Origin of the sequence: Achromobacter sp. Marseille-Q4954 (genome assembly GCF_943737025.1) — a bacterium.
Taxonomy (GTDB): domain Bacteria; phylum Pseudomonadota; class Gammaproteobacteria; order Burkholderiales; family Burkholderiaceae_B; genus Achromobacter; species Achromobacter bronchisepticus_A.
The window spans coordinates 1,032,173-1,049,969 of sequence record NZ_CALSFQ010000001.1 but is presented as its reverse complement, the minus strand read 5'-3'; the positions used below and the strand labels follow the sequence as shown (position 1 = coordinate 1,049,969).

Here is a 17,797-nt window from a genome sequence, read left to right as displayed (position 1 = left end):
TTTTTGAATACGGCGCGGGGATGTTTGTATACTCGAAACATGACTACGAACCTGCATGATCTCAAGCCGGGTTACTACTGGTACACCATGGCAAACGACCCGCTCGCCATTATTCATATCCATGAGGATGGCGGCGCCACGCTGATGGGTACGGATTACCGCATCGGCGCCGAAGGCGTGGCCGACATGGTCCGCCAGGGTGAACGCTTCTTCTGGATAGAACCGCCCCAAGCCTGAGCTTGATGGCGCGTGCCGCCTGGTCTGCGCAAGGCCGGCCGCCACGCGCGGCGCCTGGAATCCTGCCATGACCGATCTGTTTTTGAAGAATGTCCGCGCCCCGCAAGGCGGCGCGGTGGACGTGCTGGTGCGCGACGGACGTATCCAGAGCATCGGGTCCGGCCTCGCCGCCGCGCCCGGCGTGCCTGTCGAGGACGGCGCCGGCGCCTTGCTGCTGCCCGGCCTGGTCGAAGGCCATACGCACCTGGACAAGACCACCTGGGATTCGCCCTGGTACGTGAACGAAGTGGGCCCGGCGCTGACCGACCGCATCGAGAACGAACGCGTCTGGCGCGCCCGCAGCGGTCATGACGCGGCCAGCCATTCGCGCGCCCTGGCGCTGGCCTTCCTGCGCGAAGGCGCGACCCGCATCCGTACGCACGTGGATATCGATACCGATGCCGGGCTGCGCCACCTGGAGGGCGTGCATGCCACGCGCCAGGAGCTGGCCGGACGTGTCGAGATCCAGACCGTGGCCTTTCCCCAGTCGGGCCTGCTGATCCGGCCCGGTACGGCCGAACTGCTGGACCAGGCGCTGGCGCAGGGCGCGGACGTGCTGGGCGGGTTGGATCCCTCGGCCATAGACCGCGATCCGGCGAGGTCGCTCGACGTGCTGTTCGGCCTGGCGGACAAGCATCGCAAGCCTGTTGATATCCATCTGCACGAGCCGGGCGAATTGGGCGCCTTTACCCTGGACCTGATCCTGGACCGCGTCCAGGCGCTGGGCATGCAGGGCAAGGTCGTCATCAGCCACGCCTTCTGTCTGGGCGGCGTGGACGCCAAGCGGCTGGACGGCCTGCTGCGGCGGCTGGCTGCGCTGGATGTGGCCTTGCTGACGACGGCGCCGCCGTCGCGGCCCGTGCCGGCCGTGCGCGCCTGCCGCGAGGCGGGGGTGACGATCTTCGGCGGCAACGACGGCATCCGCGATACCTGGACTCCCTACGGCAGCCCCGACATGCTGGCGCGCGCCATGCTGATCGGCCTGCGCAACGACCTGCGGCGCGACGACGAGGTCGAATGGGCGTTCGATTGCGTGACCGCGGCGGCGGCCCGCGCCTGCGGTTTCGCGGACTATGGCCTGGCGCCGGGTTCGCGCGCGGATCTGGTGCTGGTCGACGCCAGCTGTATTGCGCAAGCCGTGGCGACGCGTGCGCCGCGCCGCCTGGTGGTGTCGGGCGGCGTGGTCGTGGCCCGCGACGGCCGCGACGCAAACGCACAGGACTGATCTTCCGGGCTTAGTCCAGGCCGAGCTGAGTCTCGGCCATTTCCACGAAGGCCTGCATCAGCGCCGAACGCACGCCGGAGCGCAGCCAGATCGCGCCCACGGTGCGCACCGGGCAGGGCGGCGGCAGAGGCCAGCGCCTGACGCGGGCTGACGGTTCTCCGATGGTCGCCCAATCCGGCAGCAGCGCCACGCCCAATCCTTCCGACACCAGCTTGGCAATGGAATCGATTCCATCCAGCTCGAAGCGTACGTGCGGCCGCAGGCTGCGCGCGCGCAGGTAGTCGTCGGCCATCTTGCCGCCCACCACGCTGCGGTCATAGCAGATGTAGGGTTCGCGCGCGATGACTTCCAGAGGGTCGCGCACCTTCATATCGGCCGGCGTGACCAGCACCAGCGGCTCTTGCCGCAGGTCGCGCCAGGCGCAGGTCTTGGGGATGGCGAACAAGGGATGCACCAGTAGCGCGCCGTCCAGTTCGCCGGACAGCACCTTGCCGTAGAGCAGGGTGGTGGGCGCCGGTTCTATGTAGATTTCAATATGGGGATGGCGCGCAGTCCAGGCGCGCAGCACGGGCGGCATGATGCCGGTCAGCGCGGTGGGCGTGGCGCCCAGGCGCAGCGGACCGGCCGGCAGTTCGGTGTCGGACGCAGCCGAACGCAGGTCGCGCACGTCGCGCAGGACGGCGCGGGCACGCTCCAGGATCCGCACGCCGGCCTGCGTGGGCTTCACCGTGCGGCCGGAGCGCGCGATCAAGGCGCTGCCCATGTCCGCTTCCAGCGCGCGCAGGCGCTGCTGCACCGTGGCGGGCGTCAGCCCCTGGTGGCGCGCGGCCTGGGCGATGGAGCCCAGTTCCACCACGTGCACATAGGTTTGCAGAAAGCGCGAATCCACGGGCCGGACCCTCCTTAAAAGATGCTTTTTCCATATTCTAAAGATGGATGAAGATAATTGTTGTTTTCTTTGGCCACGGCAAGAATACGGTCAGAGCGTTGAGGCCCCGCATGCCGCGCCGGCCCCGCCCGACCATCCCGATTACCAAGGAGCCAGTTGTGCCCATCATTGAATCCATAGACGTGTGCGCCGCCGCGGTGCCCCTGGACAAGGTCACCTCGTTTTCGAATCGCACCGTGTCGACGCGGCACTACGGCCTGGTGAAGGTCCGTTCCTCCGACGGCGTGGAAGGCATCGGCTTCTGCTACGTGGGCAGCGCCGGCGGCGCCATCTTTGAGGCCGCGGTGCAGAACCTGCTGGGTCCGGTGCTGCTGGGCAAGGATTCGCTCGCCGTCGAAGGCCTGTGGCAGGCGATGTACCAGGAAGCCCTGCTGCAAGGCCGGCAAGGCACGGTGATGCGCGCATTGAGCGCCCTGGATATCGCGCTGTGGGACCTGAACGCCAAGACCGTCGGCCTGCCGCTGCACAAGTATCTGGGCGCGGTCGAACTCGAAACCGTGCCGGCCTATGCCAGCGGCGGCTACTACCTCGACGGCAAGACGCCCCAGCACCTGGGCGAAGAAATGGCGAGCTACGTGGATAAGGGCTTTCGCGCCGTCAAGATGAAGACGGGCCGCCTGTCCCCGGCCGAGGAAGAGGCGCGTCTGAAGGCGGCGCGCGAGGCCATCGGCCCCGACGTCGAGTTGATGATGGACTGCAACAACGCCTGGCAGGACGTGACGCAGGCCATGCAGTACATCCGCCGCTTCGAACAGTACGATCCGTACTTCATCGAAGAACCCTTCGGCCCCGACGACATCGACAGCCATGCCAAGCTGGCGCGCCTGACGCGCCTGCCCATCGCCACCGCCGAGATCGGCTATGGCCGCTGGTATCACAAGGAGTTGCTGGACAAGGGCGCCGCAGGCATCCTGCAGACCGATGCCGCCGTCTGCGGCGGCATCACCGAATGGAAGCGCATCGCCGCCACCGCCGCCAGCTACGGCGTCGTGGTTTGCCCGCACTGGTTCCATGACGTGCATGCGCCGCTGGTCGCCGCGACGCCGAATGCGCGCTACGTCGAATTCTTCTGGGACGATCAGGTCCTGAACTTCCGCAGACTGGTCGACCGCCAGTTGACGCACAAGCAGGGACGCGTGGTGCTGCATCAGGAGCCCGGCCTGGGCTTCGGTTTCGACGAGCGCATGGTCGAGCGCTACGGCAAGTGGAGCCGGGTCGCTGGCTGAGGGTAGGGGGCGCGGCCTGCCGGCCGCGCGCCGCAGCGCAGGAGCATCGCAGCCAGGCCGCGCCAGACGGCCGGCAGCGGTGAGCAGTGACAGTATTCCAAGAACCAGTCGCCGGCCATCGGACCGGCGCGCGAGGAGACAGCAATGCAACGTAGGCAATTCATGACCGGCGCCGCGGCGCTGGGGGCCGCGCTGGTCCTGCCGGCGACGGCGCGGGCGCAAGACCTGCCGCAGGGGCCGGTGAAGATCGTGGTGGGCTTTCCCGCCGGCGGCGGCACCGACGTGCTGGCGCGCCTGCTGGGGCAGAAGCTGGGCGTGATGTGGAATATTCCCGTCATCGTCGAAAACCGCGCGGGCGCGGCCGGCATCATCGCCGCCGAACAGGTGGCGCGCCAGCCCAACGACGGCAATACGCTGTTGATGGCGCACGTCAACAGCCATGGGATCGCGCCGGGCCTGCAGCCCAAGCTGGCCTATTCGGTGGAGCGCGACTTCACGCCGATCGCCCTGGTCGGCAAGACGCCCACCATCTTGCTTGGCGGCGCCTCGCAACCCGCCAAGACGCTGCCCGAGCTGGTTGCGCTGTGCAAGGCGCAGCCGGGCAAGATCGTGTTCGGTTCGGCCGGCAGCGGTTCGGCGCAGCACCTGGCGCTGGAGATCTTCAAGGCCCGCGCGGGGATCGACGTGCTGCACGTGCCCTACAAGGGCTCGGCTCCCTTGATGAATGACCTGCTGGGCGGCCACGTGCAGTACTGCTTCGAAGGCATGACCACCGCCACGCCGCTGGTGCAGTCCGGCAAGGTGATCGCGCTGGCGCAGACCTTGCAGCAGCGCTCCAAGAGCCACCCCAACGTGCCGACCGTGGCCGAACAGGGCTATCCCGGATTCGAGGCCAGCATCTGGTTCGGCATGGTCGGTCCGGGCAAGATGCCCGCCGCCATGGTCCAGCGCATGAACCAGGACATCGACCGGGTGTTGGCGATGCCGGACGTGCAGGAAAAGCTGGCGCAGGTGGGGGCGGAGGACGGCGGCGGCAGCGTCCAGCGCTTTGCCGACTTTATGAAGCAGGAGCAGCAGAAGTACGCCCAGACCATACGCGACGCGAAGATCGTGGCGGAGGGCTGAGGCGGCGCCAGTGAGCGGAAATTGATGGAGACATTGGCCCCCCAAAAAGTGTAAAAAGATATAACCTCGCCAGCCGGCGATCCCTGGGGACGGCCTCGATGCCGCGCAAGCTTGTAATCGGCATCGCCATCGCTCTCGCCGCCGCCGCGGCCCTGTTGCCCATAGGCTTCGCGCTGCACATGTCCTGGTCCCGCGCCGTCGCGGGCGAGCAGCGCTATCTGGACGACCAGGCTCAGCGCATCCTGAGGGACACCCAGGATCTGCTGGACCAGACCGTGGCCACGCTACGCGATCTGGACGAGCTGGCATTCGAGCCCTGTTCGCCCCAGCACATCCGCCATATGCGGGCGCTGGCCCTGCGGGACCGGGCCGTGGACGATCTGTCCTATGTGGCGGGCGGGATCGTCCAGTGCACTACCTGGGGCGTGCCCAGCTACGAAGAGCCGCTGGTTCCGGCCCAGGTCGAACTGGCCAACGGCGGACGCCTGTTGCTGGATGCGGTGCCCGTCTTGAGTCCCGGCATCAGGATGGTGGCGGTGCGCCACGGCGATTACAGCGCCTTGTTCGAACCCGGCCGGTTCACTGAAAAGGCGCTCACGGACGGCGCGCAACTCGCCGTGGTCCTGCCGGGCGTGGGCATGCTGGGAACCCGCAACGACCCCGATCTCGTGCTGGTGTCGCAGGCGCTGAATGGCGGCAAGCTGGACATCGACGAGGCCTACCTCAGCGCCGTCGCGCGCAATGCGGACCTGGCCGTCGTCCTGCTCGAACCGCAGACGGAAGCGCTGGACATGCTGCCGCGCGAGCGCCTGTTCTGGCTGCCCATGGGGACGCTGGTCGCGGCCGCCATGATCGCGCTGGTCGTCTGGCTATCGCGCCGGCGCCTGTCGATCGCGGGCGAACTGGCCGCCGGCATCAGGCGGCGGGAATTCGTCGTCCACTACCAGCCCATTATCGACCTGCGCACAGGCCGTTGCATCGGCGCCGAGGCGCTGGTGCGCTGGATCCGGCGCGGCGGCAAGACCCTGAGACCCGACCTGTTCATCTCGATCGCCGAAGACAACGGCCTGATGGCCCGCATCACCGAAGAGGTGTTTCGCCTGGTGATCCGGGATATGGAGGAGCTGCTGGGCGAGGACCGGGGAGCGCACATCTCCGTCAACCTGAGCGCCAGCGATCTCAAGGATGGCGGGGCATTGCGGGTGTTGCAGCGCATGCTGGAAGGCACGGTCATCGATCCGCGGCAGATCTGGCTGGAAGCCACCGAGCGCGGCTTCATGGACGTGGACAAGGCCTGCAGCGTCATCGAACAGGCCCGTGCGCAAGGCCATGCCGTGGCCATCGATGACTTCGGCACGGGCTACTCCAGCCTGTCCTATCTGCAGCGGCTGCCGCTCGACTCGCTGAAGATCGACAAGTCCTTCGTCGACACCATCGGCACCGATTCCGCGACCCACAAGGTCACGGACCACATCATCGACATGGCCAAGTCGCTGAACCTGCTGACTGTGGCCGAAGGCATCGAGCGCCAGGAACAGGAAGACCACCTGAAAGCGCGCGAGGTGGATTTCGGCCAGGGTTGGCTGTACGGCAAGCCCATGCCGGCGCCGGAGTTCATCGCGTACTACAAGAAAAACGTGGCCAGCACGCCGCCGCCCAGCCGGCTGCCCGACGCGCGGAGGTGAGGCCGGGGGGCGCGGCTTTGTCCTGATCGGTCGCCTGGATCCGTGCCGTGCCGTTTTCATCGCTTCGGGAAATCCCGCATTGTTCTCACGTCTGCCAAATCGGAATAATAGAATCAGAATTCACATTCTGAACTGGCGGGCCACGACAGCTTGATGGGCGGCGAAGGTGGAGGAGGGCCGTTGCTGGCGTTGTCGATATGGCTGACCACAACAAATCTCGGGAGACATGCGTGCGCCAAGATGTAGCCATTCGTCAGTGGGGGCAGTTGCCCCGGTCAGGTTTGCCAACGCAACAGGATTGCGCCGGCTGTAGGTTGCCGCTGCTTGTGCATGCTGGGTTCGAACCCATGCTTGTCGCCGGCGTTGGCGTCATGGTTTGCCGGATAGCTGCTTTTGCTGCGCTGGTAATGGCGATTGCCGGCGCAATAGGCCGTTGCGCCATTGATGTTCGAACGGGCGGCATTAAGCCTCGGCGCCTGTTACTGCAATTGCTTCTGTGCGGAATCCCGGTCCTGTCGTGCGCGCCTTGGGCGGATTCGAGGGCGGCCACGGTGCAGCTGTATGGCGTTGTCGATACGTTCATGATGCACGGACGCAATGGCGGAACGGGGACCGTCCGGATGGGCTCTGGCGGCGTCTCTGATTCGTTCAGGGGCATTCGGACCGTCGAAGACCTGGGCAACGGGGTGCGTGTCAGTTTTCGTCTGGAAGGCGACGTCGATACGACGAACGGCAGGCAATTGCATCCCACCAGTACGTACAACCGCGAGGCAAACATAGCGGTCAGTTCGGATGCCTGGGGCACGCTCAGGCTGGGCAGGCAATATCCCGCCGCGCTACCCGTGTCGGTGGACCCGTTCTTCTTCGTTCAACGGTTCTCGCCAGTGGCGTTCTTCCCCCAGCTCGTGACAGATCTTGGGGCAGGCATCGCCCCGCTGCCGCAGCGGATCGACAATGCGATTTCCTACCAGACTCCATCGATGGACGGGGTAGTCATATATGCGGTGTATGCCCCGCGGTACTCCGGGAATGTAGGCACAGGCGAAATCAGCCGCAATAGCGACAAGTTCGTCAATGGCTATGCGGGCATCCAGACGAACTACTCGCGCGGTCCGTGGTCGCTTGGCGCATCCTACGGTGCGATAAGGCCGGCGAATCCTGTGGGGCGTAACAAGGTTCCGCTGGATTCGTCCCGTACCGATGTGATCGCCATCAGCGCCGCCCATACGACGGGCGCGCTGCAGACATCCATTGGATACGGCAGGATCAGTTCCAACGTGCCCGGCACATACGGCGCTCAGATGATGTCGGTCGGCTCCTTGCTGCTGCAAGGCCCGCACGTGTTTCGAGCGTTGCTTTTGTACCGGACCATCAATGGCCGATCAGATCGCACCTTTGGCGGGGTGCTCGGCTACGACTATCAGCTGTCCAAGCGGGTTAGCGTTTACACGCGGATGGCGGGCTTCTTGAATAGCTCAGGGTCCGCTTTTGGCATCGCCGCCAACGTTCCGCGGGAGATGGGCGCCACGACCACGACGCTCGCCTTTGGCATCTCGCAACGATTTTGAGCCCTTGTTTTTGAGCCCTTGTGTCAGGTGCGGCGGCGACACCTGCCGCACGCCGCTCAGCGCGCCTGCGGCTCCACCCAGCCCGCCGTCGCCGAGATCGAGCGCGCCTTCTCGCTGAGCAGTCGCGCGGTATCGGATTGCAGGTCGTCGTCGATGGCGCCCACCGGCCCCATCAGCGTAATGGCGGCCTTCATCTCGCCCAGCATGTCGAATATGGGCGCGGACAGCGACGTGAAGTGCGGCAGCAGCGCGTCGCGGCAACGGCTGAGGTGGTGCTCCAGCACTTCCTCGCGGATGGCCTGCACGTCCTTTTGCGTATAGGACTTGCCGCCGTACCCGTCCGAGCCGGCTGAGGCCATTTCCTGTTCCAGCAGTTCGCGCGTGCTGGCTTCCGGCAGGTGCGCCAGGAAGTTGCGGCCCAGCGCCGAGGACAGCAGCGGCAGCACGCTGCCCACGCGCAGTTCCAGCAGGGGGCGGCTGCGGGCGCCTTCGACGCGGTAGACGATGGTCGGACCCTTGTTGCCCCACACGCCCAGGAATACGGTGTGGCCGGTGATCGCGGCCACTTCGGCCATGATGGGCCGGGCGGTGGTGAATACGTCGAACTGTTCCAGGGCCGCCAGGCCCAGCCGCAGGGCATAGGGCCCCAGGCCGTAGTGGCCGGTATCCGCGTGCTGCTGCACCACGCCCACCTTCTGGAAGCTGACCAGGTAGTAGTGGACGTTGGGCACCGTCAATTCACAGGCGTCCGCGATTTCCTTCAGGGGCAGGGGACGGCCGGCCTTGCGGATGACGTCCAGGATCCGGAACCCCACTTCGATCGACTGGATGCCCCTGCGCGCGGCGGCAGGCGCCTGTTCCGCGTTCTTTTCCATCTTGCCGGCGGGCCTTGCCATTGCTGCCTCCACTGTTTTTCTGGCGCGAGTGTAGCAGCGGGGCGCCGCGCTTCCGGCCAGGAGGCGCGACCGTCGCGCCGGGTTTTCCCTAGCTTTTTCAGGCCTTGGTTTAAGTTTGATAATAGTTAATGACTACAGCATTATCAATCTAAAGCGATTGGGGAAAGCAGGCATGGAAGCGAATGTGGCAATGCAGCGGATCGACGCCGGTCCGACGCTCAGCAGGAAAGAGGAACGCCAGGTGGTGGTGGCCTCGACCCTGGGCACCTTGTTCGAGTGGTACGACTTTTTCATCTACGGAACCCTGGCCGTCTTCATGAGCCAGGTGCTGTTCCCGCAGGACAACCCCACCGTGGCGCTGCTGGCCGCGCTGGGCGCGCTGGCGGTAGGCTTCATCATCCGGCCCCTGGGCGCGGTGATGTTCGGCTACCTGGGCGACAAGCTGGGCCGCAAGTACACCTTCCTCATCACCGTGGTGATGATGGGCGGCGCGACCGTCCTGATCGGCTGCCTGCCCACCTATGAATCAGCCGGCCACCTGTCGTGGATCCTGCTGCTGACCCTGCGCGTGGTGCAGGGGCTGGCGGTGGGCGGCGAGTACGGCGGCGCGGTCATCTACGTGGCCGAACACTGCGAACCCAAGCGCCGCGGGCTGCTGACGGGCTGGATCCAGATCACCTCGTCGGCGGGCCTGATCCTGTCCTTGATCGTGATCCTGTGCACCCAGGCGTCCATGAGCGCCGAGGATTTCCGCCAGTGGGGCTGGCGCCTGCCGTTCATCCTGTCGATCGTGATGCTGGCGATTTCGATCTACGTGCGCGCCAAGCTGCACGAGTCGCCCGTGTTCACCCGCATGAAGCAGCAGAACCGCCTGTCCAAGAATCCGGTCAAGGAGACCTTCGGCCAATGGTCCAGCCTGCGGCTGGTGCTGCTGGCGCTGATCGGCGTCACCGCCGGCCAGGGCGCCACCTACTTCACCGGCCAGTTCTACGTCATGATCTTCATGCAGCAGGCCGTGCAGCTGGACCAGACCAGCGTCTACACGCTGATCCTGATCGGCTTCATCATCGGCGCGCCGACCTTTGTGCTGTTCGGCTGGCTGTCGGACCGCATCGGCCGCAAGTGGATCATGATGGTCGGCCTGTTCGTTGCCGCCATCGGCTACCACTCCATGTTCGACGTGCTGCTCAAGGCGGGCAACCCGGCCCTGGCGCAAGCCATGCAGAGCACGCCGGTGCGCGTGCATGCCGATACCAGCGGCGGCGCCTGCGACTTCGGGCTGCAGGCCGCCATGATCGGCAGCCATGCCGACCACAAGAAGGTCTGCGTGCAGGCCAAGAAATTCCTGGTGGGCAAGGGCATCAACTTTGAATACGCCGCGCCGCTGCCCGGCCAGAGCATCGCCATGAGCGTGGGCGGCACGACCGTCAACGGCTTTGACCGCGCCGCCTACACCAGCGCGCTGACGGCCGCCGGTTATCCGGAGCGCGCCGATCCCGCGCGCGTCGACCGCACGACCATCATCCTGATCCTGGTGCTGATGACGGCCGTGGTCGCCATGGTCTACGGCCCGGTGGCGTCCTATCTGGTCGAACTGTTCCCGGCCCGCATCCGCTATACGGCGCTATCCTTCCCGTACCACATCGGCGCCGGCATCTTCGGCGGCATCGTGCCCTTTACCGCCACCTATCTGGCCCAGGCCAGCGGCAATATCTTTGGCGGCCTGATGTATCCGGTCGTGGTGACCGCGGTGGTCGGCGTCATCGGCAGCCTGTTCCTGCCGAACACCCGTGCCCGCGCCATCGACGAAGACGCTGCACACTGAGAAAAAAGGAGAGACATGTCCACGCAACAGAGCTTCAAGGCTGCCGTCATCCAGGCGGCGTCCATTCCCACCGACAGCGTCGCCTGCGCCCAGAAAGCGGCAGCCCTGATCCGGCAGGCGGCGGAGCAGGGCGCCCGCGTGCTGGTGTTCCCCGAGGCGTTCCTGGGCGGCTACCCCAAGGGCAACTCCTTCGGCGCGCCCATCGGCATGCGCAAGCCTGAAGGCCGGGACGCCTTCGCCAGCTATCACAACCAGGCCATCCGGCTGGACGGCGAGGAAGTCGCGTTGGTGGCCCAGGCCGCGGCCGACACCGACAGCTTCGTGGTCATGGGCTGCATCGAAGCCGACGGCGGCACGCTGTACTGCACCGTGCTGTACTTCAATGGCCGCGAAGGGCTGGCGGGCAAGCACCGCAAGCTCATGCCCACCGCCGGCGAACGCCTGATCTGGGGTTTCGGCGACGGCTCCACCATGCCCGTCTTCGACACCCCCTATGGCAAGATCGGCGCCGTCATCTGCTGGGAAAACTACATGCCCATGCTGCGCATGTACATGTACAGCCAGGGCGTGGCGCTGTATTGCGCGCCGACCGCCGATGACCGCGATTCCTGGATTCCCAGCATGCGCCACATCGCGCTGGAAGGCCGCTGCTACGTCCTCACGGCCTGCCAGCACCTGCGCCGCGATGCCTATCCCGACGATTTCGAATGCGCCTTGGGCGATGCGCCCGATACCGTGCTGATGCGCGGCGGCAGCGCCATCATCGATCCGCTGGGCGAAGTGCTGGCGGGTCCGGATTTTTCCGCCGAAACCATCCTGTACGCCGACATCAATCCCAACCAGGTCCTGCGCGGCAAGTATGACTTCGACGTTTCCGGCCACTATGCCCGTCCGGACGTGTTCCAGCTGCAGGTCGACACGCGCGAAAAGCGCGCCGTGTCGGCGCTGAATGCCGGGCAGCAGGAGGCCTGATCCATGCATTTCGATTTCAGCGCCTTGCCGGCGCAGACGGTCTACAACGTGCTGACCTCGACCGTCACCCCGCGCCCGATCGCATGGCTCACCACGGTTTCCGGCAAAGGCGTTGTCAACGCGGCTCCGTTCAGCTTCTTCAACGTCATGGGGCATCAGCCGCCGACGGTCGCCATCGGCCTGATGCGCCATGCCAGCGGAGAACTGAAGGACTCCGGCGCCAACATCATCGAGAACGGCGAGTTCGTGGTGAACCTGGTGCCGGAGTCGCTGGTCGCGCAGATGAACCAGACCTGCGCCGATTACCCGGCGGACGTGGACGAGATGGCCGCGGCCGGCCTGACCGCGCTGCCGGCGTCCCATGTGCGTCCTCCGCTGATCAAGGGCTCCCCGGTGTCGCTGGAATGCGTCAGCCAGGCGACCATCGTGACCGGCCCGCGCCAGCTCGTGGTGATCGGGCGGGTGCTGGGCGCGCATGTCGATGATGCCTACGTGCTGGACGCCGAACGCGGCTACATGGACACGCCGGCCATGGGGCTGATCGCGCGCATGCACGGCGGCGGCTGGTACGCGCGCAGCACGGACCTGTTCCAGCTGGCGCGGCCGACGGCGCCGTTGTGACACGCCAGGATTGCTGAGGAAAATGGCGGCTCGTTTGAGCCGCCTTTTTTTATGGACGACGAGCTGAAAGAGACAGGCTTCCCGGCGGTCCGTTTGCGTGGCGTCAAGGCCGCGCACCGCTAAGGATGCGAGATTGATGGCCGGCAGCCTGGCGCCGGCGACGCAAAGGGAAGAGCTTGCGTCAATTCGCTCTTCATTTCTCCCGATGCGGGCCAAATCCGCGCTGTTAGCATTCCGCCGGCTGTCTCGTCTGCTCTCGCAACCGAGGCTTTCGGCGGCATTTTTCATATACAACGGACATAAATTTGGGGGCGGATATCCAGGGGCTTACGGGCATCTGGCTTGCATTGGCGGCGGGGACTGCCCGGCGCCGAGCTTCTGCCTGGGTGCGTATCCGTGCTTGCTCCGGGAGTAGCCGGGAGCAATATGAACAACATGAAGCTTGGAACCCGTCTTGCGGGTGGATTCGCCATCCTGCTGGCCATGATCATCGTCATGTGCGTGGTGGGTCTGGTCAGTCTGGCCAACATCAACGAATCGGTCGAGACCGTCACGCAGCGTTCCCTGATCAAGGAACGCCTGATCAACGATTGGGCCCGCAATATCCAGTCCGGGGTGACCCGCACCACTGCGATCGCCAAGAGCGCCGATGCGAGTCTGGCCGGCTTCTTCGCGGAAGAAGCGGCGACCTCCACCCGTAATTCCTCGGCGCTGCAGCAGCAGATCGAGCCGCTGATCCAGAGCGATCAGGAAAAGGAGCTGTGGGAAGGCATCCGGAAATCCCGGGCGGACTACCTGCGCACCCGCGACGGCATATTCAAGGCCAAGCAGGAAGGCAATGTGCAGGCGGCCGACACGATTTTCAATCGGGAGTTCCTGCCGGCCACGCGCCAGTTCATCGATCAGATCACGCGTCTGTCCAGTCTGCAGCGCGCGGAAATCGACGCCCGCGCGGCCGACATAGCAGGCGCCTACGGCACGGCCAATCTCTGGATGATCATCATCGGCTCCGTTGCGGTAATCAGCGGGCTGTTGCTGGCAGTCCTGCTGACGCGCAGCATCACGCGCCCGCTGTCCGAGGCGGTGCGCGTGGCGCGCACGGTGGCCGCCAGCGACCTCACCAGTGCCATAAGCGTGACTTCGCGCGACGAGATCGGGCAATTGATGCGGGCGCTGGAATCCATGAACGCCAATCTGGCCGGCACCGTCGCCAGGATACGGGCGGGCGTGGACAGCATTGCGTCCGCTTCAGGCGAGATCGCCGCGGGCAACACCGACCTGTCTTCCCGGACCGAGCAGCAGGCTGCGTCCCTGGAGGAAACCGCCGCGTCCATGGAGCAGCTGTCTTCCACCGTGAAGCTGAACGCCGACCGCGCCGTGCAGGCGAACCAGCTGGCTTCGGCTGCGTCTGAAACCGCGGCGCTGGGCGGCTCGACGGTCACCGAAGTCGTCAGCACCATGAGCGCGATTTCGGCCAGTTCCGTCAAGATCGCCGACATCGTCTCCGTGATCGAGGGCATCGCCTTCCAGACCAACATCCTGGCCCTGAACGCGGCCGTGGAGGCGGCGCGCGCGGGCGAACAGGGCAAGGGCTTCGCCGTGGTCGCCGCCGAGGTGCGCACCCTGGCGCAACGCAGCGCCCAGGCCGCCAAGGAGATCAAGACCCTGATCGAAGACACCGTGCAGAAGATCGAGCAGGGCTCCGGCAGCGCGGAGCGCGCTGGCTCGACGATGCAGGAGATCGTCGGCGCGGTGCGGCGCGTGACGGACATCATGGGTGAGATTGCCGCGGCCTCCGCCGAGCAGGCCGATGGCATCGGGCACGTCAATCTGGCCGTGTCGCAGATGGACGAGGTGACGCAGCAGAACGCTGCCCTGGTGGAAGAAGCCGCCGCTGCCGCAGGGTCCATGCAGGATCAGACGGCGGAACTGACCCGGGCGGTCAGTGCGTTCAAGTTGCCGGGGAGTAGCCGGGCGGGCGTCGCCGTTGCGGCGCCGGCGGCCTTGCAGCTCGCGGCCTACTAGCCGGGAAACGCGAAAAAAGCCCCTCTCAAGGGGCTGGCGCAGAAAAAACAAAAGCCCCTCGAAAGGGGCTGGCGCAGAAAAACAAAAGCCCCTCGAAAGGGGCTTTTGAGTCGCACTTTTGAGTTCATCATCAGTGCTTGAATACTGGCGGAGAGGGTGGGATTCGAACCCACGGTACGGGGATACCGTACGCCTGATTTCGAGTCAGGTACATTCGACCACTCTGCCACCTCTCCTTGCTGGGTTTCGTAACGGCGGTTGTCCTGGCCGGGTTGCCCCAGAGCCGGGTCTTCCACTAAAGACCCCTGGTCGGAAGGATCTCGTTGTCGAAGCAGCGAAGCCCGCAATTCTACAGGATTTTTTTTGTTTGTGTAAAGGGGGTAGTTGAAAGTCCCCCACAGCGGGTTTCAACTGGCTTTCAGTGGCTGCGATCTTTGCCCAGAATTCCACTTGCCCGGCGTCCCTGCCCGGCACTCTTCTCGTCTCGGCGCTCATCCCGGAACCGCTAGTCCCATGGATCTCATCCTTATCCTTCTGCTTGCGGCCGTGCTGTGCGTGCCCTTGACCCAGCTGCTGGGCCTGGGCGCCATTCCGGGATACTTGCTGGCCGGCGTGCTGGTGGGGCCGTCCTGCCTCAGGCTCGTCACCAATGTGGACACCATGATCAATGTGTCCCAGTGGGGCGTGGTGATGATGTTGTTCATCATCGGGCTGGAGCTTTCGCCGAAACGCCTGTGGGCCATGCGCAACGAAGTCTTCGTGCTGGGTTCCTTGCAGATGCTGGCTTGCGGGCTGCTGCTGGCGGTGGTGTTCGGCGCGGCGCTGCGGCACCTGGCCGGCATGGAGTGGCAGGCGGCGATCCTTTGCGGCCTGTCGCTGGCCCTGTCGTCCACAGCGGTGGCCTTGCGGCTGCTGGACGAACGCGTGCTGACGCGCACGCCGCTGGGCAGGTCGGCGCTGGGAATACTGCTGTTCCAGGACATGGCGGCGATCCCCATGCTGGTGGCGGCGGGCTTGCTGGGCTCCGACGGCACCTCGGCGCCGTCCTTCAAGGAGGCGCTGATCGCCGTGCTGGTGGTCGCCGCCGCTTACCGTCTGCGCCTGCTGGGCTGGGCAGCCAAGGCGCAACTGAACGAATTGTTTACTGCCGCCGCCTTGTTGATGGTGGTGGGCGCTGCCCAATTGTTCGACTTCGCCGGCCTGTCCGCGGGCCTGGGGGGATTCCTGGTGGGCGTGCTGATGGCCGAATCGCGCTACCGGCACGATCTGGAAAAGGCGATCGACCCCTTCAAGGGCTTGTTGCTGGGCCTGTTCTTCGTGGCCATCGGCATGTCCGTGAACTTGAAGGTGGTGGCCAACCACTGGCCGTTCATCGCCGCGGGCGTACTCGCGCTGCTACTGGTCAAGGCCTTGATTCTTTATGGATTTTCCCGCTTTCTCGGGTTGCCGCGCTATCACCGGCTGCTGTTTGCGCTGGCGTTGGCGCAGGGCGGCGAGTTCAGCTTTGCCATCTTCAATGAAGCCTGGGACAACAATCTGGTGAACCTGGAACAGCGCGACGTGCTGTCCGTCATCGTGGCGATTTCGATGGGCGTGGTGCCGATGCTGATCAAGCTGCTGGAACGCATACCCGAAAACCGGGGCGGCATGGCCGATCTGCCAACGGCGGAATCGGCCCAGGACGAGGCGCCGAAACCTCCTGCGCCGCGCGACACTCCGCCCGCTGCTTGACCCTGCGGGCCGTGCGGGCATGGCATGATTGCCGTCATGCCGGGCAGCTACACTTGACCCTTGCTTGGCCCGTCCAATGTGCCCGACCACAGGAGAATGCTCATGCTTAAAGGAAAAGTCGCCCTTGTCACCGGTTCCACCAGCGGCATCGGCCTGGGTATTGCCACTGCCTTTGCCCAGCAAGGCGCCGATATCGTCTTGAACGGCTTCGGCGATGCCGCCGAAATCGAAAAGCTCCGCGCCAGCCTGGCTGACAAGCATGGCGTGAAGGTCATCTACGACGGCGCCGACCTGTCCAAGGGCGCGGCCGTGCGCGAGCTGGTCGAGAACGCCGTGCGCCAATTGGGCCGCATCGACATCCTGGTCAACAACGCCGGCATCCAGCACACCGCCTTGATCGAAGATTTCCCCGCCGAAAAATGGGATGCGATCCTGGCGCTGAACCTGTCGGCCGTGTTCCACGGCACCGCAGCAGCCTTGCCGCACATGAAGAAGCAGGGCTTCGGCCGCATCATCAACATCGCCTCGGCCCATGGCCTGGTGGCTTCGGCCAACAAGTCGGCCTACGTGGCCGCCAAGCATGGCGTGGTCGGCTTCACCAAGGTGACCGCGCTGGAAACGGCCGGCCAGGGCATCACCGCCAACGCCATCTGCCCGGGCTGGGTGCGTACGCCGTTGGTTGAAAAGCAGATCACCGCGCTGGCGGAAAAGGATGGCGTCGATCAGGAAACCGCCGCACGCGAACTGCTGAGCGAAAAGCAGCCGTCGCTGCAATTCGTGACGCCGGAGCAACTGGGAGGCACCGCCGTGTTCCTGGCTTCGGATGCCGCCGCGCAAATCACAGGTACGTCCGTCTCGGTCGATGGCGGCTGGACGGCACGCTAAAAAGGAATTCCGGAATGCTGTTTTTGCTTTCTCCCGCCAAGAAGCTGGATTACGACTCGCCGCTGCACATCGAGACGCATACCCAGCCGCTGTTCGTGGACCAGGCCGCCGGCCTCATCAAGGTGCTGAAAACCAAGTCGGCCGAGGATATCTCCGAGCTCATGAGCCTGAGCCCGGCGCTGTCCGAACTCAACGTGCAGCGCTACGCCCACTGGAAGCGCAGCTTCACGCAGGCCAACTCGCGCCAGGCGGTGCTGGCCTTCAACGGCGACGTCTACGAAGGGCTGGAGGCCGCCACCCTGTCGGCCAAGCAGCTGGACTGGGCGCAGGAGCACGTGGCCATCCTGAGCGGCCTGTATGGCGTGCTGCGTCCGCTGGACCTGATGCAGCCGTACCGCCTGGAAATGGGCACGCGCCTGGCCACGCCCAAGGGCAAGAACCTGTACGAGTACTGGGGCCCGGCCATCGCCGACTATCTCAACGAACGGCAGGCCGGCCAGAAGGCGCCCGTGATCGTCAACCTGGCGTCCGAGGAATACTTCAAGTCGGTCGACCTGAAGACGCTGAAGGCGCGTGTCGTGCAATGCGTGTTCCAGGACTGGAAGAACGGCGCCTGGAAGGTCATCAGCTTCCACGCCAAGCGCGCGCGCGGCCTGATGGCGCGCTACGCGATCCTGCACAAGGTGTCCAAGCCCGAAGGCCTGCAGGGGTTTGACCTCGAAGGCTACAAGTTCGACGCCTCCGCCTCGTCGGAAGACAAGCTGGTGTTCCGCCGCAAGGTCTGATCC

General features: G+C 65.3%; 15 protein-coding genes and 1 tRNA gene. 13 read left to right on the top strand and 3 right to left on the bottom strand.

Annotated elements, in window-relative coordinates; translation table 11 throughout:
- The first annotated feature begins 39 nt into the window (after positions 1 to 39).
- Complete coding sequence (locus NGK62_RS04830; protein WP_013391913.1) at positions 40 to 237, top strand: hypothetical protein; 198 nt, start codon at positions 40 to 42, stop codon at positions 235 to 237.
- Positions 238 to 304: 67 nt separating this feature from the next.
- Entirely contained in the window at positions 305 to 1,501 is a 1,197-nt protein-coding gene (locus tag NGK62_RS04825) for an amidohydrolase family protein (RefSeq protein ID WP_251877658.1), read from the top strand.
- 10 nt (positions 1,502 to 1,511) lie between these two features.
- On the opposite strand, the gene NGK62_RS04820 is transcribed toward NGK62_RS04825, so the two are convergent.
- Positions 1,512 to 2,390, bottom strand: a complete 879-nt coding sequence (locus NGK62_RS04820) for a LysR family transcriptional regulator (protein WP_059373819.1) — start codon at positions 2,388 to 2,390, stop codon at positions 1,512 to 1,514.
- Between the two features lie 158 nt (positions 2,391 to 2,548).
- Between NGK62_RS04820 and NGK62_RS04815 the strand changes: the two genes are divergently transcribed.
- The 4 genes from NGK62_RS04815 (at position 2,549) to NGK62_RS04800 (ending at position 8,054) form a co-directional block, all read left to right on the top strand.
- Positions 2,549 to 3,676, top strand: coding sequence for a mandelate racemase/muconate lactonizing enzyme family protein (locus NGK62_RS04815; RefSeq protein ID WP_054450128.1), 1,128 nt, complete (start codon positions 2,549 to 2,551; stop codon positions 3,674 to 3,676).
- Between the two features lie 144 nt (positions 3,677 to 3,820).
- Positions 3,821 to 4,801 carry a Bug family tripartite tricarboxylate transporter substrate binding protein gene (locus tag NGK62_RS04810; protein ID WP_059373820.1) on the top strand — a complete coding sequence of 327 codons (981 nt, stop codon included), beginning with the start codon at positions 3,821 to 3,823 and terminating at the stop codon, positions 4,799 to 4,801.
- 98 nt (positions 4,802 to 4,899) lie between these two features.
- Positions 4,900 to 6,486 (top strand): EAL domain-containing protein, encoded by a 1,587-nt coding sequence (locus tag NGK62_RS04805; protein WP_251877656.1) that lies wholly within the window; start codon positions 4,900 to 4,902, stop codon positions 6,484 to 6,486.
- Positions 6,487 to 6,833: 347 nt separating this feature from the next.
- Positions 6,834 to 8,054 carry a porin gene (locus NGK62_RS04800; protein WP_251877654.1) on the top strand — a complete coding sequence of 407 codons (1,221 nt, stop codon included), beginning with the start codon at positions 6,834 to 6,836 and terminating at the stop codon, positions 8,052 to 8,054.
- 56 nt (positions 8,055 to 8,110) lie between these two features.
- Here NGK62_RS04800 and NGK62_RS04795 read toward each other — a convergent pair whose 3' ends face one another.
- A complete protein-coding gene (locus NGK62_RS04795; RefSeq protein WP_059373822.1) occupies positions 8,111 to 8,950 on the bottom strand; it encodes an IclR family transcriptional regulator in 840 nt (279 codons plus the stop codon).
- A 172-nt stretch (positions 8,951 to 9,122) separates the two neighbouring features.
- On the opposite strand from NGK62_RS04795, the gene NGK62_RS04790 reads away from it, so the two are divergent.
- The 4 genes from NGK62_RS04790 (at position 9,123) to NGK62_RS04775 (ending at position 14,393) form a co-directional block, all read left to right on the top strand.
- Complete coding sequence (locus NGK62_RS04790; RefSeq protein WP_251877652.1) at positions 9,123 to 10,775, top strand: MFS transporter; 1,653 nt, start codon at positions 9,123 to 9,125, stop codon at positions 10,773 to 10,775.
- Positions 10,776 to 10,790: 15 nt separating this feature from the next.
- Complete coding sequence (locus tag NGK62_RS04785) at positions 10,791 to 11,747, top strand: carbon-nitrogen hydrolase family protein (protein ID WP_251877650.1); 957 nt, start codon at positions 10,791 to 10,793, stop codon at positions 11,745 to 11,747.
- 3 nt (positions 11,748 to 11,750) lie between these two features.
- Positions 11,751 to 12,368, top strand: a complete 618-nt coding sequence (locus tag NGK62_RS04780) for a flavin reductase family protein (RefSeq protein WP_059373825.1) — start codon at positions 11,751 to 11,753, stop codon at positions 12,366 to 12,368.
- Between the two features lie 435 nt (positions 12,369 to 12,803).
- A complete protein-coding gene (locus tag NGK62_RS04775) occupies positions 12,804 to 14,393 on the top strand; it encodes a methyl-accepting chemotaxis protein (protein WP_280015020.1) in 1,590 nt (529 codons plus the stop codon).
- Between the two features lie 145 nt (positions 14,394 to 14,538).
- On the opposite strand, the gene NGK62_RS04770 is transcribed toward NGK62_RS04775, so the two are convergent.
- Positions 14,539 to 14,629: transfer RNA gene (locus NGK62_RS04770), tRNA-Ser, on the bottom strand.
- Between the two features lie 277 nt (positions 14,630 to 14,906).
- Here NGK62_RS04770 and NGK62_RS04765 point away from each other — a divergent pair.
- The 3 genes from NGK62_RS04765 (at position 14,907) to yaaA (ending at position 17,794) form a co-directional block, all read left to right on the top strand.
- Positions 14,907 to 16,124: a cation:proton antiporter domain-containing protein gene (locus NGK62_RS04765; RefSeq protein WP_118931710.1), complete on the top strand. Its 1,218-nt coding sequence runs from the start codon at positions 14,907 to 14,909 to the stop codon at positions 16,122 to 16,124.
- Positions 16,125 to 16,226: 102 nt separating this feature from the next.
- Positions 16,227 to 17,009: a 3-hydroxybutyrate dehydrogenase gene (locus tag NGK62_RS04760; RefSeq protein WP_059373828.1), complete on the top strand. Its 783-nt coding sequence runs from the start codon at positions 16,227 to 16,229 to the stop codon at positions 17,007 to 17,009.
- Positions 17,010 to 17,023: 14 nt separating this feature from the next.
- Positions 17,024 to 17,794, top strand: a complete 771-nt coding sequence (yaaA, locus tag NGK62_RS04755) for a peroxide stress protein YaaA (protein WP_054450168.1) — start codon at positions 17,024 to 17,026, stop codon at positions 17,792 to 17,794.
- The last annotated feature ends 3 nt before the right edge of the window (positions 17,795 to 17,797 follow it).